This is a genomic window from Lactobacillus sp. XV13L (genome assembly GCF_059900875.1).
In genome coordinates, this window is sequence record NZ_JBWXGD010000003.1 from 43,381 (window position 1) to 64,878 (window position 21,498).

The following is a 21,498-nucleotide window of genomic DNA, read 5'->3' on the forward strand; positions in this document are numbered from 1 at the left end:
CCTCATTTCTTACGTGCTATTCTAACATATCAACCCCGTACATGATATAATGTGATTACTTTAGTTGGTTTTTTAAGAAAGAGAGCAAAAGATATGGCTAGCGACCCTGCTGAGGGGAGTTTATTTCAACGTTTCAAAAATAAATTTTCCCCTTCAAGCGATGAAGAAACAAAAGAGCACTTAACCACTGAAATAGAAGTTTTGCACGATCATAAAAAAATCAGTGACGCCGAATTTTCGATGTTAAATGCCGTTTTGGATTTCCAGGGACGGATGGTTCGTGAGGTTATGGTGCCACGGATCGATGCCTTTATGGTTGATTGCAATGATAGCCTGCAGGATAATCTGGATGAAATTCTGCGTGAGCCGTATTCACGGATTCCGGTTTACCAGCGGGATAAGGATAAAATCGTGGGCGTAATTCACATTCGCACCGTCCTGCGCAAGGCCCATGAAAAGGGATTTGCACAGATTGATTACGATGACGTGATGAATCCGCCCTTATTTGCGCCCGAAACAACAGACCTGGGCGAACTCTTGGTTGAAATGCAGCAAACGCAGCAGCAGCTGGCCATCCTGACGGATGAATACGGCGGCGTGGTGGGCATCGCCACAATTGAAGATTTAATCGAGGAAATTGTCGGCAACATTGATGACGAAGTTGACCGGGCGGAGGTTTTGGTCAAGCAGCTTGCGCCGGACAAGTATGTTATTTACGGCAAAATGCCGCTCGATGATTTCAACGAGCAGTTCGGTACCGACCTCGAAATGGAGGATGTCGATACGGTTGCCGGCTACGTGATTACCAAGCTGGGCATTATCCCGGCCAAGGGCGAAAAACTAGCGGTCAAGCTGGACAACGGCATGGTGCTGACAACGCGCAGGATGCAGCGCTCACGGCTGCTCACGCTCTTGTTGACAATCCCTAAAGAAACAAACAAGGAAAAGGAAGAGGAACACAGTAATTAATGGGTGAAGGACTTTTAGACAAGGTAAAAAAGAGAAGAACATTTGCAATTATTTCGCACCCTGACGCAGGTAAAACCACGATCACGGAGCAAATGCTGCTTTTTGGGGGCGTCATCCGCAGTGCGGGCACGGTGAAGGCGCGCAAGACGGGTCACTATGCGACCAGTGACTGGATGGAAATCGAAAAACAGCGGGGCATCTCGGTTACCAGTTCCGTGATGCAGTTTGAATATCAGGGCAAGCGGATCAATATCCTCGATACCCCGGGGCACGAAGATTTTTCGGAAGACACGTACCGGACGCTGATGGCCGTCGATTCAGCGGTCATGGTGATCGATTCGGCTAAGGGGATTGAGCCGCAAACCAAAAAATTATTTAAGGTAGTCAAGCAGCGTGGCATCCCCATTTTTACTTTTATGAACAAGCTTGACCGTGATGGCCGCCCGCCGCTGGACCTCATTGCCGAACTGGAGGACCTGCTCGGCATCGAGGGCGTGGCCATGAACTGGCCCATCGGTTCGGGGCAAACCCTCAAGGGGCTGTATGACCTCGCGCATAACCGCGTCGAGCTCTACCACAAGGACGGCGCTGAGCGCTTCTTGCCCTTGGACAAGGCGGGCCAACTGGATGCCAGTGAACCGTTCAGTCAGGATCCCCAGTTTAAGGATACTTTGGGTGAAATTGAACTGATTAAGGAAGCGGGCAACGCCTTTGACGAGGAAAAGATTGCCCAGGGCGAGCAGACGCCGGTCTTCTTCGGGTCGGCGCTGACCAACTTTGGCGTTGAGACTTTTTTGCAGAGCTTTGTCAAATTGGCGCCCGCACCTGCAGCACACACGGTTAATGATGCGGAAGTGCTCGCCCCCGATGACGCAGACTTCTCAGGCTTTGTTTTTAAAATTCAGGCTAACATGAACCCCCACCACCGTGACCGCATTGCCTTTGTGCGGGTCGGCAGCGGCGAGTTTAAGAGGGGCTTGGATGTTACCCTGGCCCGGACCGGCAAGCCGATCCGGCTGAATAATGCTACCGAATTTATGTCGAGTGAGCGTGTCCAGGTGACCGATGCGGTTGCCGGTGACATTGTTGGCCTGTATGACACCGGCAACTTTCAGATTGGCGACAGTATTTATGCCGGCAAGCGCAAGATTGTCTATCCGCCGCTGCCGGAATTTACGCCGGAATTGTTTGTCCGGGTCAGCGCTAAGAACGTAATGAAGCAGAAGTCCTTCCACAAGGGGATGACCCAGCTGGTGCAGGAGGGCGCAATTCAGCTTTACCGCAACTACCAAACTGATGAATATATCTTGGGAGCCGTGGGGCAGCTGCAATTTGAGGTGTTCAAGTTCCGCATGCAGAACGAATACAATTCCGATGTGGAAATGACCAGTATCGGTCACCGGGTTGCCCGCTGGATTGATCCCGCACAGCTCGATTTGGCCATGTCCAACAGTCGCAACTTGCTAGTCAAGGATCGTTACGATCAGCCGCTGTTCTTGTTTGAGAATCAATTTGCTGAACGCTTTTTCCAGGACAAGTACCCCGACGTCAAGCTAACCGAAAAATTATAATCTACAAAAAATGCTGGCAATCGCTGCCAGCATTTTTGCTACTTGTCAATATGAATCTCGATGACGTGTTGACTCTTGTCAACGGTTAGCGTATACGACGGATTCTTTTCTTTAATTAAGCGCTCAATGACGAAATCAGTCTCTTCCTTGCGGACGCGCCGGTTGTGGTTTTCCAAGACAATGCCAATGGCCTCATCGCTTTCGGTGTAGATCACGGAGGTGTTGCCCAGGGAATAAACCTTGACGTAATTGACTCTGGTGGAATTTAGCTGATTGTGAACTAGATCCCTATAACTGTTGGTTACATCTATCAAATGCATGGATTTCACCCGTTTCTTCTAGTAGTTCTTTATAATTAGTATACCGCTATTTTTAAATATTTTCTTTAGCAAAAACAGTCTTAACTGAAAATATTGGTAAGATGTAGAAGTTTTCGCTGAGCTTGAACTAGTTTGAACTTTCTCCACCAGCAGGTGTCGCAGCTTCCTCTGCTTCAGTGATGACTATCTGGTTAGCGTTCACACTGACCAGGAGGTTCTTTGCATCCAGGTGATCCAGCTTAAAGTCGGCCACCTTGTCTTCAACCTCTTCTTGAATCGTTCGCCGCAGCGGACGCGCACCCATATCCGGATTAAAGCCTTCTTCGACCAACTTTTTCTTGGCTTGGCTGGTAACCGTGATTTGCAGTCCCTGCGTCTTGACCATGTCGTTGACTTCGTCCAGCATTAGGTTGACGATCTTAAGCAGGTCGTCCTTAGACAATTCATTGAACTCAATGACGTCGTCTAGCCGGTTCAAAAATTCGGGCTTAAAGAATTGGCTCATCGAATTTCTAGCGGAGTCGGGTTTGTCCTCTGCATTCTCGACGTTGAAGCCGACGCTGGTGTTCTTCATTCCCTGACCGGCATTTGACGTCATGATAATGATGGTATCCTTGAAGGAAACCGTGCGCCCCTGCGAATCGGTCAAGCGCCCGTCATCCAGAATCTGCAGGAAGAGGTTCATAACCGATGGATCGGCTTTTTCAATCTCGTCAAGCAGAATCAGGCTGTACGGGTTGCGCCGAACGCGTTCGGTGAGCTGGCCGGCTTCTTCGTAGCCGACGTAGCCCGGAGCCGACCCAATCAGCTTGGAGACCGAATACGATTCCATGTACTCAGACATATCGAAGCGAATCAGCGCATTTTCCGAACCAAACATTTGCTTGGCCAGCTGCTTGGCGAGTTCGGTCTTGCCCACGCCGGTGGGACCAACGAAGAGGAAGGAGCCAATAGGCCGACCGGTCTTGTTGAAGCCGATGCGGTTGCGCCGAATGGCCCGGGCCACCTTGTCAACGGCCTTGTCCTGGCCAATGACGTGCGCCTTAAGGTTGGGGGCGAGATTTTGCAGCTGGTTTTCTTCCTGCTTTTGCAAATCGCCCACCGGAATTCCCGTTTTTTCTTCAACAATCTTGTTCATAATCTTGGCGCTAATCACGGGTGACTTATCGGGATCAACCTTCTGGTCCTTCATCTTATTGTACTTTTCAATCTGGTCACGGTAATAAGCGGCCTTTTCATAGTCCTCATTTTTGAGTGATTCCTGTTTAAGCTGTTGGGCCGCGTCAATCCGTTCCTTCATTTTTTCCTTATCGACGAAGGGAATCGTCAGGTTCATGCGCGAGCCGGCTTCATCGAGCAGGTCGATCGCCTTATCTGGCAAAAAGCGGTCCTGAATGTAGCGCTCAGACAGCTCTGCGGCTGCCTTGATTGCGTCATCCGTGTAGTGCACGTGGTGGTAGCTCTCGTAGCGCTTTTGGATCCCTTGGAGAATCCGGATCGTTTCGTTAACCGATGGTTCCTTAACGTCAACGGGCTGGAAGCGACGGGCGAGTGCCGAATCTTTTTCAATCTCACGGTACTCCTTGAGCGTCGTTGCACCAACTAATTGCAGGTCGCCGCGGGCGAGTGCGGGCTTGATAATGTTGCCGGCGTCCATGCCGCCCTCGGCATTGCCCGCACCAACAATCTCGTGAATTTCATCGATAAAGAGAATAATCTCCTTGTGGTTCTGCAACTCCTGAATCAGCTGCTGCATCCGTTGTTCAAACTGACCGCGAATGCCGGTGCCCTGTACCAGTGAAACCACGTTAAGCGAGATGATTCGCTTGTCCTGCAGCTTTGCGGGCACGGAACCGTCAACTATCTGCTGGGCCAACCCCTCAACGACGGCGGTTTTGCCCACGCCGGCTTCACCGATCAGCACGGGGTTGTTTTTCGTTCTTCTATTTAAAATTTCGATCACGCGCGCAATTTCCTTATCGCGCCCAATGACCGGGTCGATTTTGCCCTTTTTGGCAAGTGCGGTCAGGTCTGTACCGTACTGGCTAAGCAGCGAACGACCACCGCCATTGGCACCGTTCGGGGGCGTGGTACCCTGACCGCTACTCATTTGCGGTTCACCGGAGTTGCCACTTGCGCTGCCGTTAAAGCTGTTGAAGAGGTCATTAAAGTCGCCAAAGAATCCACCATTGTCACTGCTCATGTTAATATTTCCCTGTTGTTTTAGTTGTTGATAACACTGTCCACATAAATTAATTTCACGGCTTTGGCCATTGACCTTAGCGAAAAGGTGAATGGAAGCTGGCCGTTTTTGACAATTTTGACAAAGCATGTAAATACCGCCTTTCATTTCAAGTTATGTCCACTAAATTATATAATTAGCACTCTAGATAATCAAGTGCTAAGTACTGGAAAACTTATTTTTAGTAAGTATAAAATATGGTAAAATGACCTGAGCAAAACCAGAAAATTTGCTGAAGGAAGATTTAGTGTGTTTTAGTTTAAAAGAAATGGTGGTATATTTGGATTACCAAATAATTCTTGAGCAGTTGGCAAGTGGTGCGCTTGATCATTATGAAGTGGAACCGGGGAAAGCTTTTGCATTCCAAGCAGCCTTGAGATCTTTTGGCAAAAGACAGAACATAACCGGTAAAGCCCTGCGTGGCGGAAAAATAGTTTATACTAAGTCAAAGAGTGAACTTTAGTGATGTAAACTGTTACATTTTTGTTGTTTAATTCACAAAAAAATGATAATCTAATACACGAATAGGTAGATTTTACCGGTTTGATTTTTTCAATTCAAAGGAGATATTATAATGGAAAAACGCGATTTTCATGTTATTGCAGAAACAGGTATTCATGCTCGTCCGGCTACATTGTTAGTACAGGCCGCTTCAAAGTTTGGTTCAGATATCAACCTGGAATACAACGGCAAGTCTGTTAACTTGAAGTCAATCATGGGCGTGATGTCGCTTGGCGTGGGCAAGAATGCCGATGTGACAATCAGTGCCGAAGGCGACGACGAAAAAGATGCAATCGCAACTATTTCTGACACAATGAAAAAAGAGGGTTTGGCAGAATAATGACCAAGACATTAAAAGGAATTGCTGCAAGCGATGGTATTGCTGTAGCACCAGCCTATCTCTTGGTTGAACCGGATCTTTCGTTCTCAAAGACTACTGTCAGCGACGTTGATGGCGAACTAGCTCGTTACAAAGACGCAGTTGCAGTTTCAACAACTGAAGTTGAAAAAATTCGTGATGATGCGAAAAAGAGTTTAGGTGAAGACGAAGCCCAGGTCTTTGAAGCCCATTTGATGATTTTGAATGACCCTGAATTTACCGGGGCGATTGAAACCGCAATTAAGGATCAAAAGGTCAACAGTGAAGCGGCGCTTGACGAGACGGCGCAGAAATTCATCAGCATTTTTGAGGGCATGACCGATAATGCGTACATGCAGCAGCGTGCGGCCGACGTGCGCGATGTCTCAAAGCGGATTATGGCCCACCTCTTAGGCAAGGAATTGCCTAATCCAGCTGCTATTGACCATGAGGTTATCGTCGTTGCCCACGACTTAACCCCGAGTGATACCGCGCAGTTAAACAAAAAGTTTGTTAGGGGCTTTGTCACCGATATCGGCGGCCGGACAGCCCACTCGGCCATTATGGCCCGTTCGCTCGAATTGCCAGCCGTTGTGGGGACCGATTCGATCACCACGGACGTTGAAAACGGCCAGACGCTGGTTGTTGACGGGCTGAACGGTGATGCGGTTGTTGAACCAAGCGCCGACCAGATCGCTGCATACAAGCAAAAGAGTGCGGCTTTCTTAAAGCAGAAGGCTGAATGGGAAAAACTGAAGAATGAACCATCAGTGACCGCTGACGGCAAGAAGTTCACGATTGCGGCAAACATTGGTACGCCCAATGATATGGAAGGCGTACATGCAAACGGTGCCGAGGCCGTTGGTCTGTACAGAACCGAATTCCTGTATATGGACTCCAAGGACTTTCCGAGTGAAGATGATCAATTCAATGCTTATAAAGAAGTCATTGAGGGCATGCATGGCAAGCAGGTAATCATCAGAACAATGGACATTGGTGGCGACAAGCACCTGGATTACTGGGACCTGCCGGAAGAAATGAACCCATTCTTGGGTGTGCGGGCAATCAGATTGTCATTGCAAAATGAACAGATTTTCCGGACGCAGCTGCGTGCACTTTTGCGGGCTTCGGCATATGGTAGCCTCGGGATTATGTTCCCGATGATTGGCACGCTGGCCGAATTGCGCAAGGCCAAGGCCATTTTGAGCGAAGAAAAAGACAAATTGACTGCAAAGGGCACAAAGGTTGGTCAAGACCTGCAAGTGGGCATGATGATTGAAGTTCCAGCGGCGGCGGTTTTAGCCGATCAATTTGCCAAGGAAGTTGACTTTTTCTCAATCGGCACCAATGATTTGATTCAGTACACAATGGCGGCTGACCGTGGCAATGATAATGTTTCTTACCTTTATCAACCGGCTAACCCCGCAATTTTGCGCTTAATCAAGCACACGATTGATGCAGCCCACGAAAATGGCATTTGGTGTGGCATGTGTGGGGAGGCTGCTGGCGATAGCACCATGTTCCCGATTCTGCTGTCAATGGGACTCGACGAGTACTCAATGAGTGCAACCTCAATTTTGCGCATTAGAAGCTTGATGAAGAGTCTTAACACCGCTGACATTAAGGAATTAGCCAACCAGGCTTGTTTTATTTCCGAAACGGCAGAGGAAAATGAGCAGCTCGTTAAGGACTTAATGGCAAAAGTAAACAAGTAACCAAGAAAAAGACACATTAATGAAAATTGATGTGCCTTTTTTAATGTTTATTTTAAAATACTACTTACAAAAAAGAAGTAATGTGCTATAATGTTTCTGGTAAGGAATAGTATCGTTCAAAGGAGCGTGAATATATGGTAAATTTATATGTATCTCCGAGTTGTACCTCATGCCGCAAGGCCAAGGCGTGGCTGAAGAAGCACGATATTTCTTTTCGGGAAAGGAATATTTTTTCAGAGCCACTTACCAAGGCGGAACTTATCCAAATTCTGCGGATGACTGAGAATGGCACGGAAGAAATTATTTCAACGCGTTCGAGAGCATTTCAACAACTAAAAATTAACCTTGATGATCTATCAATCGATCAACTGCTTGGCTTGGTTGAGAAAAATCCAAGTCTTTTAAGACGACCAATTATTATGGACGATCGACGCCTCCAGGTTGGTTATAATGAAGACGAAATCAGGCGGTTCTTGCCGCGTAAGGTTCGCCGGCTTGAGCTTGAAGAAATGCAGAAAACTGCAGACCTGTAATTAAGAATTTTGCGGAAAAAGCGTTGGTTTTTAGACTAACGCTTTTATTTTATGGGCAAAATAGGCTACAATAGTTGAAAGGATCCAATGGAGGTGAGAACTCGTGCAAGTAGATCACATTAATGAAAATACTATTCGGGTACGAATAGATAAAAATGAACTGGCAAGGCGTGGCTTGAAGGTCTTAGACCTGCTGGGCGACAGGGATAAGATTCAGCATTTTTTCTATTCAATTTTGGATGAAGTTGACACTGACCACTCATTTAGTCAGGATGCGCCCGTTACTTTCCAGGTGATGCCCAATAATGGCGGGTTGGACCTGCTCATTACCAAGGTGCCAAAAAAGGACCGCGATGACCTGTCCCAGCTGATTGATAGCGCCACGGGTGAGCCCCAGATGGGCCCGGGCAAAAATGACCTGCGCAGGTCGTTTCTGGACTTGGAGGCCGATGATGACGACGCGCAAGAAGAATCGGCTGGGGCGGATGAAGACGATGCGATCAAGGCCAAGATGGAAAAGTCGCTCAAGAAGTTCCAGAAGGAGCAGGCGTACTGCTTTGATGATATTGACCGTGTGACAGAACTGGCCGACAGCTTGCGGGTAAGCGACCTTTCTTCAAGCCTTTACTTCGAGCGGGGAAAATTCTACCTGGATTTGGACTTTCAGGATGAAAACTACGTGGAACTCAAGCCCGATGACGCATGGGCAATTGCCACCGAATATGGCCTTAAGGTTAAAAGAAGCGAGATGGCGCGGGTCAAAACGACCGGCAAGTGCCTGATTGCGCATGACGCCTTGGAACAGTTGCGCAACTATTTTACTAAAACGAAGCACTGATGCTCTAATAAAGGACAAGGTAAAACTTGTCCTTTTTGCGTACTTAATTAAGGGGTGGCGATTATGTACGCGGCACTGTTGAACAATAAGCTGGTAGCGGCGAAAGTAGCGGCCAAATTGCTGGAAAAAGGGACCATCCGGGTGCAGGAGCAGCTGTTCTATTGTCCCCGCTGCGGGCAAAAGGTGCAACTCGTGATTAAGGCCGCTACGGCCTACTTTAAACACGCAGCACGGGTTAATAACTCGGTTAGCGAAAAAGAAGAACATGCCCGCAGCAAAAAATTCCTGCAGTCTGCGCTGCGTGGGGCACATTTTGATGCCTGTCTTGAGGTTTCACTAGCAGGCGGGCGACTGCGTGCCGATGTCCTGGCAAGCCCGCAGCTGGCCTTTGAGGTGCAGTGTGCGCCGCTTGGCAGCGCTGAGTTCAGCCACCGTCATGCCCTGTATCATAAGATTGGCGTCAGGGACATCTGGGTAGTAGGGCGCCGGCACTACCTGCAGCGCAGCATCAAAAAAACACAACTCATTTTCTTTCGCGAAAACAGGTTGTGGCGTGATTATTATTTAGAAATCAATCCCTATAGAGAAGTGCTGACCCTCAAGTATAACGTCAAGCTTGCACCGCTGTCGGAGACCGTCCATTGCCAAGCGGCGATTTTTGCGTTGAACGCGGCTGGATTAGCGCGTCTGTGGCACTTTCGCCCGGTGCTTAAAGACTACCGCGTGGATCCCGGCGTGCAGAGGCGTTACCTGCAGCAGCAAGTGGTGCAAAAGAGTATTAAGGGAATGTGCATCGCGGCTAAATTATACGAGAACCAGATGACAATCGCCGACCTGCCCGCGTGGGTGTTTAGCCGGCTGCGCCGGGTTCATTCATGCGACAATGCTTCTTTTTACCTTAAATCAGGCGCAGGTGGGTGCTAGGGTAGTACTCCTCTTGCTCCTCCAGGCAACTCCCGTTTTGTAGCAGCGTGATCAATTTGTCGTGTGCCACGATGCCCTCCAGAAGGATGCCGTTGTAGTTGCCGCTTTCGTTGAAGATGATGGTGGTGGGGAAGTTGTGGACGCTGAATTTTTGTGCCAGGTTCTTGTCCAGCTGGATCGAATCCTCGATGTAGCCGCTAATGGCGGGGCTGGTGATCCGGTCGTAGTCGAGGTTGAGCTTGTTTGCGATTTTCTTCGGCAGGTCTGCGGAATACCGGTTGAAATTCTGGTTGAGTGCCCGCTGCATGTTCACTAGGAATGCGCGGGCTTTTTTGTTGCCGTATTCGAACTTGATGGCGTGGTAATTGCGCAGGGCCTGGTAAGATGCCAACGTGTATTCCGAGACGCTGCTGATGTGCTGTCTGGCCCGCTTGCGCCGCATGATGTCATCCTTGATAACCTTCGCATTGGTAATGGGAACGAAGTGGAAACAGGTATTGATATTGAGTTCATCGATTGCTTCTTTAACTAAAACTTCTGCATCGTAGCAATATGTGCCAATGGGATTAACAAAGAGAAAAATCTCAAACATAGTCAGACTCCTCCGTACTGATTAAGTGGCTGTGTATTTTTTGAATGGCCGGTTGAACTAGGGGAAATACACTTAACGTATTCACATTTTAGCACGGTGATTGAAAGCGCGCGCAATTTTTGCCTGGTTGGTGTTGGCGGCGTTTTGGGTAAAACCGTAGTCCTGCTTTAACTGGCTTAAAACACCCTTGATTAAGGCTAGTTGCGAATTCTCAATCTCGAGTTCAAAGTCTTCGTAGCCATCGGGGTAAACGGTATCATCAAGCGTCAGCTCGCAGCCGTGCGGCCCCCTGAGAAGGCTGCGGTGGGTCTTGGAATAGGTTTGCAAGCGCAGACTTATAGCAGGACCAAAATGCGCGTTGAGGTAGCTGCCGACGGTGCCGTGAAAATTAAAATCAGGGTGCGTTTGGGCTTGGTCGACCAAGTGCCGGGCCGCGGCAAGCGTCAGGGCGTCATTGATCTCGATCGCCTCGTGGTAGTTGGCCTGGACGGGACTGGTATTTGGCACCTTCAGCGTCTGTTCGCCGTGGTCGGCGAAGAGCCGAATGCGGCAGCTCACGTTGGCCTCTTTAAGGAGGCCGCTGTCCGTATCAAAGTAGTAGTTGACCTGGTCAAAGCTGCTCTTGGACGCAAAGCCCGCAAGCACTTTGCGGTAGATATCCTGAGGCAAGACAACCTTGGCCTCAATTTCGGTGTTTTCAGACATAAAGCAATCATTCCTTTCCAACTTGCGCAAAAATTCAAAAAACAGACCCAGTTTCATTTAAGTACTACATGAAAGATTTTAGCGGTCCGCCCTTGTGCGCTAGCGCTAGCAATTTAGCCTTCAAGCATAGTATCTATCATTTTCGGTCAAGATTAGTAAAATAGTCAAAATTTTAGCTTATGAAAGCATAAAAATAACGCGCAAAAGAAGTCCTATACAGGGGCTTATTGAAAGCAAGATGGCGCATTCACGCCACGGCATGCGCCGAGCGTGTCAACTAGTTTATCATAATCTTAAGGTAGTGATTAAGGATGGGTGCGCAAAATTGCTTGCGGTGCTAAAAGGCCCTTGGCGCCAGTCAATTAGCCAGCATTGGCAAAAAAGCGTTCCGCTTCTTGCAAACGGTTGCTCCGCAAAATTGCTCGCACGTTTTTTGTGTTAAAATGTGTATGCTGTTTGAGAAAGGAACTATTTCTATGAAAATGGATTGGGATAATTTTTTATGGCCTTACGATGAGGCCGTTCGAGAATTAAAGGTTAAGTTCCGCTCCCTTAGGCAGAGCTTTTTGACTAAAGGGGAGCTTTCACCGATCGAATTTGTGGTCGGCCGGGTAAAGTCGATCGATTCAATTAAAGAAAAAATGGAGCGCCGGGTAATCAGCCCGGACGTGATTGAAACCGATATGCAGGATATTGCGGGCATCAGAATTGTTAGTCAGTTCGTCGATGACATCTATAAGGTTGTCGACCTGATTCACGCGCGTGCGGACATGGAGGTGGTTGAAGAGCGTGACTATGTGCAGAACGCTAAGCCGTCCGGCTACCGCTCATACCACATGGTGATTTCCTACACCGTCTATCTGCCCGCCGGTCCCAAGAAATTACTGGCTGAAATTCAAATCCGCACCTTGGCGATGAACTTCTGGGCGACGGTCGAGCATACGCTGAACTATAAGTACCAGGGCTCGTATCCCGATGACATTTCAAAGCGGCTGAAGTCGACTGCGGAATCCGCGTACAAGCTTGACGAGGAGATGTCGCTGATCAAGGACGAGGTGCAGGAAGCACAGAGAGTCTTCACCAAAAACAAGGGTAAGGAAAAATAATGAGGATAGCAATCGCCCATAATACGAATCAAGAGACGCTGAAGGTGGTGGCGCACCTGCGCAAAGTGCTTGAAGCAAAAAACGGCGTGGTCTTTGACGCCAAGTACCCCGACGTGGTCATCACGGTCGGTGGAGATGGGACGCTGATCAACGCCTTCCACCGCTATGAAAGCCAGATTAGTTCCATTCGGTTCATCGGCATTCATACGGGGCACCTCGGATTTTACACTGACTGGCGCAGCACGGGGGTGGACAAAATGGTTGACGCACTCTTTTTGCGGGAGCCAGAAACGGCGCGCTACCCGCTGCTGGAAGCCGAGCTGGTGACGGAGGCAGGCGAAAAGCGGCACTACCTTGCGCTGAATGAGTCGGCGGTCAAGCGGGTTTCGCACACCCTGGAGGCCAACGTCTTCATTGACGACCAATTCTTTGAAAACTTCCGCGGCGACGGACTCTGCGTGTCAACGCCAACCGGGTCGACGGGCTACAACAAGTCGCTCGGAGGCGCCGTGATTCACCCCCAGCTCAAGGCCCTGCAGATGGCCGAGATTGCGTCCATCAACAACCGGGTCTTCAGGACGCTGTCGTCGCCCATCGTAATTGCCCCCCAGCAGCAGATCACAATTGTGCCCAACGCCGACCACTTCGTGATGACCGTTGATGGCAGCCGCATCAACGTGCGCAACGCGCGGAAAATCAACTACCGCATTTCCAGCAAGGCAATCCGCTTTGACCGCTTCGGGCACACGCACTTCTGGACTCGCGTTCACAGTGCCTTCATCGGAGACGACAATGACGTGGTTTAAACTTACCGTCCGCGGGCAGGGTTCGCTGCGCCTGGGGGCTTTTTTAATGAAAAACGGTTTCTCCAAGCAGGCGATTAACGACGCCAAGAACCGTGGCGGCCTGCTGCTGGTCAACCACCACCGCCGCTACACCAACTATCTTCTGCATGCGGGCGACGAGGTAATCTTCGTGGCCGGCAAGGAAAAAGACAACCCGTGGCTGCGACCGTCGACGAAGCCGCTTGCTATTGTCAAGGAGACGCCCAACTACCTGTTGGTCAATAAAGAGGCGGGGCTGCTTTCGATTCCGTCGCGCTATGACGATAATGCACTGGTCAACCGTGTTTTGGGTTACTTTGCGCGGAAAAAGCTGACGGGCATCAAGCCCCACGTCGTGACGCGTCTGGACCGAGACACGTCGGGGCTAGTCCTGATCGGCAAGAACGCAATTGCCCACGCTCGTTTCAGCAAGCTGAGCAAAGATGACTTCATTAAAAAATATCATGCAATCGTGCACGGCAACTTTGCTCTAGGTGAACTGGCAGGCGTCGTTAACGCGCCGATTGGACGCGCAACCGCCACCGTTGCACGCAGCATCGATTCCGGCGGCAAGGCGGCCGTGACCGCTTACCGCGTGTTGAAGCAGGTTCCGGGCGCGAGTCTGGTCGAGCTGCGCCTCTACACGGGCCGCACGCACCAGATTCGTTTGCACATGCAGCATTTGGGCCACCCCTTGTTTGGCGATCCATTGTACGGCGTTCGCGACGACTTTGACCGCCAGGCACTCAACTGCTTTTACTTGTCCTTCCCGGACCCCTTTGCGGGTGGCGCGCAGGTTGAGGTCACAGTTCCGGAGCCGCGGGACATGCAGGACTTGTGGCAGGAACTGGAGGGATAATAAAAGTGCTGTATTATTTATGACCATCTGGCAAATAATGTGGCTTTGAAGCCGGGGCGTGCAATCCGCGGGCGCAAAAGCGGGGGGCAGCAATTAAGCAGCATAAGGACGAGTCTAATTAGATGGACCAAAAAACGCACGCGGGCAGTTGCCAGCGTGCGTTTTGCATGCGTCTTAACCTATTCTTGAAACTGAACGCAGGTCCCTTCGGGAACCGCAATGTTTTTTTGGATGGGGGTCAGGCAGCCGTCCTGCGTGCTGCGCGTGTAGAGTGTTGCGTTGTCGGAATTCTGGTTGACCGCGACCACCAGGCGCTGGGACCGGTCCCAGCCAAAGTCGCGCGGAAATTCCCCGAAGGTCGAAACGCGCTGGCGCAGCTGCAGCGTGTGGTCGGCGTTGACGGCAAAGACGGTGATAGAGTCGTGGCCGCGGTTGGAAACGTAGACAAATTTGCCGTCGCGGCTGATTCTGATGGCCGCCGCACCGTTATGAGCGGTGAAGGTAGAGGGGATTGTGGCGTAAGTCGCAACGCTTGAGAAGCTCCAGTTTTTTTCGCTGAACTTAACGAGGTTAACCTTGCTGGCGAGTTCGCCGACCACGTAGAAGTATTGTCCGTCGGGGCTAAAAACAATGTGTCGGCTGCCAAAGCCGGCTTCGTTGTGGTAGCTGGCCAGTTGGCGCAAGCGCCCATTTTCAAGACGGTAGAAGTCGACGCGGTCATTGCCTAAATCGCAGCTGACCAGGTTGCCGGCGGGCGTTTCGTCAAAGAAGTGGGGGTGCGGGCCGTCGGCTTGTTCGGGCTGCGGGCCCAGCGTATCTGCGGTGTGAACAACCTGATCGAGCAGCGTCAATTCACCTGCCGCATCGTAGGAGAAGACGGCCAGGACCGCTGTGTGGTAGTTTGCCGTGTAGAGCAGCTTTTGCGTGCGGTTGATGCCAATGTAGGCCGGCGATGAACCCGCTGTCAAGCAAGAAGACGCCTCCTGGTACTTCCCGGCGTGCAGCCTAAAGGCGGTGATGCCGCCACAATCGCCTGCCTTGGTAATTGCAAAGATGAGGTCCTGGTCAACGGCGAAGTAAGTGGGGCCGTCCACTCTGATTATTTCCCGCGCCGCGGTTAGTCTTGCTTGACCGTCATCTGCTTCGGCTACCGGCAGTTCGTAAATCCCGGTTCCCTTTTTCTTGGTGTAGCCGCCAATCAATACTTTCATTAGTTAAACCTCCGTCACGTTTAAAGATATTGTCTACCAAATAGTATAGCACGCGCCGCAATGGGCTGCTTCGGCTTTGGGCACAACGTGCTAACGCTGGTCACCGCCAAAAATAAAGATCTAACAAAGAAAACCGCCAATATATTAGTTAAGCGGTTTTTGTTATGCTAAAATTAGGTCTTAAGGAGCTTATATAAGGAGCACAAAATGAAGTGGATCTCAACTATTGCAAAAATCGGCAAGCAGGCAATTGAGCCCAAGGCCAGCATGGTGATGCTGTTCGGTGAATCCGTCACGAAGGACCTTGCCGACGTGGCGGTCATCCAAAAGTTTACGGATGACACGCAGCTGAACGGGTTTATTTTCAAGAAGGGCGACACGATCACGATTGACGGCGAAACGTATGTGGCCGCCTACGTTGGCGCCATGGTCGTGAGCGACATGAAGGCCCTGGGCCACATGACCCTGTTTTTTGACCAAAAAAAGCCGCGCAACCCGCTGGCCAACGCCGTTTACCTCAGGTTTGCGGACAAGCAGACCGCACCTGAATTTAACGTCGGCGACGATATTATTTACGAGCACATTTGATTAGGATGATTTGATGGATTACGAAAAAAAGCATAATAAGCAAACCGTTTTTCAAAAATGGTTCTTAAACAATCGTTTTAGCATCGCGCTGGTCAATATCTTACTGTTCTTTTTGGTAATCTGGCTGTTTAATCAGGTTTCTTTTGTTCTGAATCCGGCGCGCTTGTTTGTTAGCGCGGTTCTTCCGCCGCTAATGTTGGCATTGATCCAGTTTTACATTATGAACCCGCTGGTGGACGTCTTGGAACGCAAGTTCAAAGTGCCGCGGATCATAACCATTAGCGTGCTCTTCCTGCTGGTGGCGGTTCTGCTCGTGTGGATCATCAACACGTTGCTGCCGGTAGTGCAGGGGCAGGTTAATTCACTAATCAAGAACTGGCCGCACATCTGGAAGGATGCGTCGATCGCGCTGCAGAATACGCTGCAGAGCCCGCAGCTGCACAGCGTCAAAAACAATATTAACGATGTAATCAACCGGGCGCAGGATACGCTGTTCAAGTCCGGACAGAACACGATCAACGCGACCCTGACCAACATTTCTTCAGCAATCAGCATCGTGACGATTATCTTCATGACGCTCGTGACGGCCCCGTTCATTTTGTTCTTCATGCTGAAGGACGTGCACAAGCTGCGGCCCTACTTGACGCAATTTGCCCCTAAACGCTGGCAAAGCGGCTTTAGCGAGCTTCTGTATGAAATCAACAGCGCGCTGGCCGCGTACATCCGCGGGCAGATTACCGTTGCCTTCTGGGTGGGCGTTATGTTTGCAATCGGCTACAGCCTGGTCGGACTGCAGTACGGCATTGCGTTGGCCGTCTTTAGTGCCTTTTTAAACCTGATTCCCTACTTTGGGACCTTCATTGCCTTTATCCCGGCAATCGTGATTGCAATCATGATGTCGGGCCCGATGATCATCAAGGTTCTGGTCGTCTTCGTGGTCGAGCAGACCATTGAGTCGCGGATTATCAGTCCGCTGGTCATGGGCAACAAGATGGAGATGCACCCCGTTACCACCATTCTGGTTTTGATTGGTGCAAGTGCCGTTGGGGGCCTCTGGGGCGTTATTTTCGGGATTCCGATCTACGCGGTCCTGAAAATCATCACCATGCGCGTTTACAATTATTACCGCAGGGTTTCGAAGGTGTTTGAAGAAGACGAGAGCACGGTATTGACCACCAAGGGCACCGGTAAAGACCAAGAGTGACAAGAATTAAAGAAGCGTGGTCACGGTACCACGCTTTTTGAGTTAAGGAGAAAAAATTGACGAATCACGTTGTTTTATACGAACCATTAATGCCGGCCAACACGGGCAACATTGCCCGGACGTGTGCGGGCACTAGCACGGTGCTCGACCTGATTGAGCCGCTGGGCTTTCAGATTGACGACAAGAAGATGAAGCGGGCGGGGCTCGACTATTGGGACAAGGTTGACGTCCGCAGGCACACCGACCTTGCGGCTTTCCTTAAGAAGCTGCGGCCGCAGGACGAACTCTACCTCATCTCTAAGTTTTCGACGCGGAACTACGCGGAGGTTGACTATACCGAACCCGGCAAAAATTATTATTTTGTTTTTGGCAAGGAAACAACTGGTCTACCGGAAACGTTTATGCGAGAATATTATGAACGGAACCTGCGGATTCCCATGACGGACAATATCCGCTGCTACAACCTGGCCAACTCGGTGGCAATCGTCCTGCTTGAGGCGTTGCGCCAGCAGGGTTTTCCCAACATGGAGACCGCACACCACTATCAAAATGACAAGCTGAAGGACAGTTACAACCGGCCAGGACGCTACGAACGTAATTTAGGGGGAGAATAGAAATGGATTTTAGCAAAGAAACGCCAGTGATGGTCAAGAACTTTCACTACGATATTAATGAAGAGGCCACAACCAAGGACAACGTTAACTTCGGCCTGAAGAAGGTGGAGAAGCAGAACGAGGACGGGACGACCGACTCGGGCGAAAACGGCAATTACTTCGAAGTAACCGTTGTTTTCGACGTTGCACCCGCTCCGGGCCAGTTTTCCGTCAGCGGCGTGATCAGTCAGATTGTCCAGCTTAAGGACTACTTCGGTGACGGCAGCGACCTTGCCAAAAGCGACTACAAGCTGCTCAGCCGCCCGCTGGTCGAGTACATTGAGACGTTAACCTATGAAGTTACCCAAATTACGCTGGATGAGCCGGTTAATTTGAACTTCAAAGCCAACTTTTAACGCTTGATTAGGTGAAAAGATGCCTAAGAAAAAAAGAAAAGCAACCAAAGCACGCAAAAAAACGCAAAACACCGGGATGTCCTGGGCCGTTACGGGCCTTGTCCTGGTAATTTGCGCCCTCTTGGTGTTTGCGCGGTTTGGCATCTTAGGCAGGCAAACTGCCAACGTCTTTCGCTTGTTCTTTGGCAATTCATACCTGCTGGCGGCCGGGCTCTGCGTCGTCTTTGGCCTGGTGATGCTGATTTATAACAAGCCCCTGCACTTTAAGTTTAAGCGCAGCAGCGGCTTGTTTTTGGCTATCCTCGGTTTTTTAATCATTCAGAGCAGCCTCTATTTTGAACGCGAACTGGTTAACAGCGCCTTCATGAACGTTTTCTGGCACGAGATGAGGGCTGAATTTGGCCGGGCGGCCATTACCGAATCCGTTGGCGGCGGCGTTATTGGTGCCCTGTGCTACCAGCTTTTTTACCCACTGCTGGGTCACATTGGCCTGCGCGTGTTTGCATGCCTGTTTATCCCCACCGGCATTCTGATGTTTTTTGACGTCAAGTTTAAGGACGTGCTCGGCAAGTTTCAGTCCCTCAGCCAGCTTTTCATCAGGAAAAACAAGGAAGCCGGAGCCAAGCTGAAGGACAAGTACAGTCTTCTGCGTGAGCAGCAGGAACAAAAAAGGAAAGAGCAGAAGGCCCCGGACCTGGATGACCCGCTTGCAGGCGAGTCGCCCGTTTTTCCGAATGTTGACGACTTCACTGCTGAAGGTGAACCGAGCAGCCACGATGATGCGGACGCACCGTCCGCGTTTGCTAGCGCCCAGGAGGACAGTGCGGCAGGTGAAGATGAGGAGCCGCAAATTCAGTTTGCTGATGAAGGGCAGGAAGAGGCGCAAGCTCCAACGCAGCCTAAACAGCCCCTAAAAGAAAGGGACCTGCCCCGGGCGCACTCGTTTGCAGATGAGGACAAAAAGATGGTCGAGGAGCTGGGTACGGTTGACCACGGCGAATTAAAGCAGACAGCGAAGGTAAATCCGCAGTACCAGAAGCCGCCCTTGAAACTTCTTGACAACGTACCTAATGCCGATCAATCAACGGACAAGGCCCTCATTAGGAAGAATACGCAGACGCTGCAATCGACCTTTAAGAGTTTTGGTGTGAACGTGATCATCAAGAAGGCGATTCTGGGACCAACGATTACGCGCTACGAGATTCAGCCAGCTGTGGGCGTGAAGGTGAGCCGCATCGTCAACCTGGCAGACGACCTGGCGCTAGCGCTTGCCGCCAAAGATATCAGGATCGAGGCTCCGATTCCGGGAAAACCCTTCATTGGAATAGAGGTGCCCAACCGGACTACTTCCGTTGTTGCCTTTAAGGATGTAATGCAGAATCAGGATGCTACGGCGAAGAGGGATCCAATGCAGGTGCCGCTGGGCAAAGATGTCAGTGGTCAGATTGTCTCCGCCCCTCTGGCGGAGATGCCCCACCTGCTCATTGCGGGCTCGACGGGTTCAGGTAAATCCGTTGCGATCAACACGATTCTGACCAGCATTTTAATGAAGTCAACCCCGGACCAGGTCAAGCTTATTCTGATTGATCCCAAAATGGTTGAGCTGTCCGTATACAACGGCGTGCCGCACTTGCTGATTCCGGTTGTGACCGATGCCAAGCTGGCGGCAAGCGCCCTTGGCAAGGCCGTGAAGGAAATGGAGCGACGCTACAAGCTGTTTGCGGCGAGCGGTGCACGCAATATGGACGAATTTAACGAACAGGTGCGCATCAACAACCAGGACAAGACTAAGACGGTGATGGCTCCTTTGCCCTATATCCTGGTCGTGGTGGATGAACTGAGTGACCTGATGATGGTCGGCGGTCACGACGTTGAGGGTGCAATCGTGCGCCTGGGTCAGATGGCCCGCGCCGCCGGGATCCACATGATCCTGGCCACGCAGCGACCGAGTGTCGATGTCATCACCGGTTTGATCAAGGCCAACGTGCCATCGCGAATTTCCTTTGCGGTTTCGAGCGGGATTGACTCACGAACGATTCTGGACCAGACTGGTGCAGAAAAGTTGATAGGACGCGGCGATATGCTCTATATGCCAGTCGGTGCATCCAAGCCGGAACGGATCCAGGGTGCATACGTTGCCTCCCACGAGGTTGAAAAGGTTATTTCATGGGTCAAGGACCAGCAGAAGCCGGAATACGACAAGGAAATGATGCCACAGAAGGGCGAAGAAGCCGCAGCCAATAATGCTGAGGAGCCTGAAGATGAACTTTACGAGCAGGCCGTCGACCTGGTCAGGCGCCAGCAGACGGCCAGCGTTTCAATGCTGCAGCGGCGTTTCCGCATTGGCTACAACCGCGCGGCCAGAATGATTGATGACATGGAAGAAAAGGGTGTGGTGGGACCGTCTGAGGGTTCTAAGCCCCGCCAGGTTCTGCTGCCACCCGTAAAGGATGATGCCGGTAGCTAAATTTTTAAGAAAGTTTAGCATGTCTTTTTTTGCGCCTGCTTAGTTAAAAAATAATGGTAAAATTAGACCGGTTCGATGTTAAAGTAAAATTGCTGGTTATAGTGGAGCAGACGTTCATTAGTGGTCTGCTTAAGGCTGAATTTTTACTTAAGTGAGAAGCAGAAAAGGAAAATAAAGATGCAGCGAGCAATTATCTTTGGTGCCACGGGCGGAATTGGCCAGGCAATTTGTGCCGATTTGGCACAGGCGGGCTGGTCGCTCTACGTTCACTGCAGCCGTAATTGGTCTGCGGCGAGCGACCTGAGCGAGCGGCTCAGGCGGCAATACCCACAGCAGGATTTCATCCCGGTTAAGCTTGATTTTTTGGCTGGAGATAGGGACTTGACTGCGTTCGTCGCGGACATGCTGCCTGTTAATGCCGCCGTTTTTGCCCAGGGCATCACGGACTACAATTTTGTCAGCGATGAAGACATGGGCAAGATTGCTGAGATTATACAAATTGACCTCGTTACGCCGATTAAGCTGACCGGCCTGTTGGAACCATTACTGGCTAAAAACGACTTTAGCCGGATCGTTTATCTGGGTTCCGTCTATGGCGGCAACGGCAGCGCAATGGAGGCAGTGTACAGTTCCGCGAAGGCGGGGCTGTCGCGCTTCAGTCAGAGCTATGCGCGCGAAGTGGCATCGGCCAACCTGACGGTCAACGTTGTTGCGCCGGGTGCGGTCAACACGGCGATGAATTCGCTGTTTGCACCCGAAACAATGGAAGAGGTCAGAGGCGAAATTCCGGCCGGGCGCCTGGCTGAGGGCAGCGATGTTTCCTACTGGGTCAGGGCGCTGCTTGACCGCCGCGCAGCTTACTTAACCGGCCAGACGATATACGTGAGCGGTGGTTGGCTGAAATAATAGTGAAATTAGTTATTGGTATATGATATACTCAATGTATAAAAAGGAAATTAAAG

22 protein-coding genes are annotated in these 21,498 nt (G+C 50.6%); 17 read left to right on the forward strand and 5 right to left on the reverse strand.

The window, feature by feature from the left end; all coding sequences use genetic code 11:
* Positions 1-93 precede the first annotated feature (93 nt).
* Together AC2JF6_RS02985 and AC2JF6_RS02990 are read left to right on the forward strand one after the other, a co-directional pair.
* Complete coding sequence (locus AC2JF6_RS02985; protein WP_500729280.1) at positions 94-969, forward strand: hemolysin family protein; 876 nt, start codon at positions 94-96, stop codon at positions 967-969.
* On the forward strand, positions 969-2,540 hold the full coding sequence (locus AC2JF6_RS02990; RefSeq protein WP_500729281.1) for a peptide chain release factor 3: 1,572 nt from the start codon (positions 969-971) through the stop codon (positions 2,538-2,540). Before AC2JF6_RS02985 ends, AC2JF6_RS02990 begins: the two co-directional genes overlap by 1 nt.
* A 38-nt stretch (positions 2,541-2,578) precedes the next feature.
* Here the strand turns inward: AC2JF6_RS02990 and AC2JF6_RS02995 are convergent, their stop codons facing one another.
* Positions 2,579-2,860, reverse strand: coding sequence for a DUF1827 family protein (locus AC2JF6_RS02995; protein WP_500729282.1), 282 nt, complete (start codon positions 2,858-2,860; stop codon positions 2,579-2,581).
* Between the two features lie 127 nt (positions 2,861-2,987).
* A complete protein-coding gene (locus AC2JF6_RS03000) occupies positions 2,988-5,192 on the reverse strand; it encodes an ATP-dependent Clp protease ATP-binding subunit (RefSeq protein WP_500729283.1) in 2,205 nt (734 codons plus the stop codon).
* A gap of 190 nt (positions 5,193-5,382) precedes the next feature.
* On the opposite strand from AC2JF6_RS03000, the gene ykzS reads away from it, so the two are divergent.
* The 6 genes from ykzS (at position 5,383) to AC2JF6_RS03030 (ending at position 9,971) form a co-directional block, all read left to right on the forward strand.
* Entirely contained in the window at positions 5,383-5,565 is a 183-nt protein-coding gene (gene ykzS / locus AC2JF6_RS03005; RefSeq protein WP_500729361.1) for a protein YkzS, read from the forward strand.
* A gap of 111 nt (positions 5,566-5,676) precedes the next feature.
* Entirely contained in the window at positions 5,677-5,943 is a 267-nt protein-coding gene (locus AC2JF6_RS03010) for a phosphocarrier protein HPr (RefSeq protein WP_500729284.1), read from the forward strand.
* Positions 5,943-7,676, forward strand: coding sequence for a phosphoenolpyruvate--protein phosphotransferase (ptsP, locus tag AC2JF6_RS03015; protein ID WP_500729285.1), 1,734 nt, complete (start codon positions 5,943-5,945; stop codon positions 7,674-7,676). The genes AC2JF6_RS03010 and ptsP overlap by 1 nt, the downstream gene beginning before the upstream one ends.
* Positions 7,677-7,810: 134 nt before the next feature.
* A complete protein-coding gene (spx, locus tag AC2JF6_RS03020) occupies positions 7,811-8,209 on the forward strand; it encodes a transcriptional regulator Spx (protein WP_500729286.1) in 399 nt (132 codons plus the stop codon).
* Positions 8,210-8,312: 103 nt separating this feature from the next.
* Entirely contained in the window at positions 8,313-9,047 is a 735-nt protein-coding gene (locus tag AC2JF6_RS03025) for an adaptor protein MecA (protein ID WP_500729287.1), read from the forward strand.
* 63 nt (positions 9,048-9,110) lie between these two features.
* Complete coding sequence (locus AC2JF6_RS03030) at positions 9,111-9,971, forward strand: competence protein CoiA family protein (protein ID WP_500729288.1); 861 nt, start codon at positions 9,111-9,113, stop codon at positions 9,969-9,971.
* Here the strand turns inward: AC2JF6_RS03030 and AC2JF6_RS03035 are convergent.
* Positions 9,946-10,563, reverse strand: a complete 618-nt coding sequence (locus AC2JF6_RS03035; RefSeq protein WP_500729289.1) for a DsbA family protein — start codon at positions 10,561-10,563, stop codon at positions 9,946-9,948. The two genes, AC2JF6_RS03030 and AC2JF6_RS03035, sit on opposite strands and share 26 nt — an antisense overlap.
* An 81-nt stretch (positions 10,564-10,644) precedes the next feature.
* Positions 10,645-11,268: a CYTH domain-containing protein gene (locus AC2JF6_RS03040; RefSeq protein ID WP_500729290.1), complete on the reverse strand. Its 624-nt coding sequence runs from the start codon at positions 11,266-11,268 to the stop codon at positions 10,645-10,647.
* A gap of 476 nt (positions 11,269-11,744) precedes the next feature.
* Between AC2JF6_RS03040 and yjbM the strand changes: the two genes are divergently transcribed.
* The 3 genes from yjbM to AC2JF6_RS03055 are packed head-to-tail and all read left to right on the forward strand — an operon-like array spanning position 11,745 to position 14,057.
* Entirely contained in the window at positions 11,745-12,374 is a 630-nt protein-coding gene (gene yjbM / locus AC2JF6_RS03045; RefSeq protein ID WP_500729291.1) for a GTP diphosphokinase, read from the forward strand.
* On the forward strand, positions 12,374-13,180 hold the full coding sequence (locus tag AC2JF6_RS03050; RefSeq protein ID WP_500729292.1) for an NAD kinase: 807 nt from the start codon (positions 12,374-12,376) through the stop codon (positions 13,178-13,180). The genes yjbM and AC2JF6_RS03050 overlap by 1 nt, the downstream gene beginning before the upstream one ends.
* A complete protein-coding gene (locus AC2JF6_RS03055) occupies positions 13,167-14,057 on the forward strand; it encodes an RluA family pseudouridine synthase (protein WP_500729293.1) in 891 nt (296 codons plus the stop codon). The genes AC2JF6_RS03050 and AC2JF6_RS03055 overlap by 14 nt, the downstream gene beginning before the upstream one ends.
* Before the next feature lie 179 nt (positions 14,058-14,236).
* Here the strand turns inward: AC2JF6_RS03055 and AC2JF6_RS03060 are convergent, their stop codons facing one another.
* On the reverse strand, positions 14,237-15,268 hold the full coding sequence (locus AC2JF6_RS03060) for a lactonase family protein (RefSeq protein ID WP_500729294.1): 1,032 nt from the start codon (positions 15,266-15,268) through the stop codon (positions 14,237-14,239).
* 207 nt (positions 15,269-15,475) lie between these two features.
* Here AC2JF6_RS03060 and AC2JF6_RS03065 point away from each other — a divergent pair, with 207 nt between their 5' ends.
* The 6 genes from AC2JF6_RS03065 to AC2JF6_RS03090 all read left to right on the forward strand — a co-directional run bounded on the left by AC2JF6_RS03065 (position 15,476) and on the right by AC2JF6_RS03090 (position 21,442).
* Positions 15,476-15,856 (forward strand): PTS glucitol/sorbitol transporter subunit IIA, encoded by a 381-nt coding sequence (locus AC2JF6_RS03065; RefSeq protein ID WP_500729295.1) that lies wholly within the window; start codon positions 15,476-15,478, stop codon positions 15,854-15,856.
* Between the two features lie 13 nt (positions 15,857-15,869).
* The gene (locus AC2JF6_RS03070; RefSeq protein WP_500729296.1) at positions 15,870-17,060 is read left to right on the forward strand and encodes an AI-2E family transporter; all 1,191 of its coding nucleotides are present in this window, start codon (positions 15,870-15,872) and stop codon (positions 17,058-17,060) included.
* A gap of 56 nt (positions 17,061-17,116) precedes the next feature.
* Positions 17,117-17,674 (forward strand): tRNA (uridine(34)/cytosine(34)/5-carboxymethylaminomethyluridine(34)-2'-O)-methyltransferase TrmL, encoded by a 558-nt coding sequence (gene trmL, locus AC2JF6_RS03075; RefSeq protein ID WP_500729298.1) that lies wholly within the window; start codon positions 17,117-17,119, stop codon positions 17,672-17,674.
* A gap of 2 nt (positions 17,675-17,676) precedes the next feature.
* Entirely contained in the window at positions 17,677-18,069 is a 393-nt protein-coding gene (locus AC2JF6_RS03080) for a DUF1149 family protein (protein WP_500729299.1), read from the forward strand.
* Between the two features lie 19 nt (positions 18,070-18,088).
* Positions 18,089-20,536 (forward strand): DNA translocase FtsK, encoded by a 2,448-nt coding sequence (locus AC2JF6_RS03085; protein ID WP_500729300.1) that lies wholly within the window; start codon positions 18,089-18,091, stop codon positions 20,534-20,536.
* 177 nt (positions 20,537-20,713) lie between these two features.
* The gene (locus tag AC2JF6_RS03090) at positions 20,714-21,442 is read left to right on the forward strand and encodes an SDR family NAD(P)-dependent oxidoreductase (protein ID WP_500729301.1); all 729 of its coding nucleotides are present in this window, start codon (positions 20,714-20,716) and stop codon (positions 21,440-21,442) included.
* Positions 21,443-21,498 lie beyond the last annotated feature (56 nt).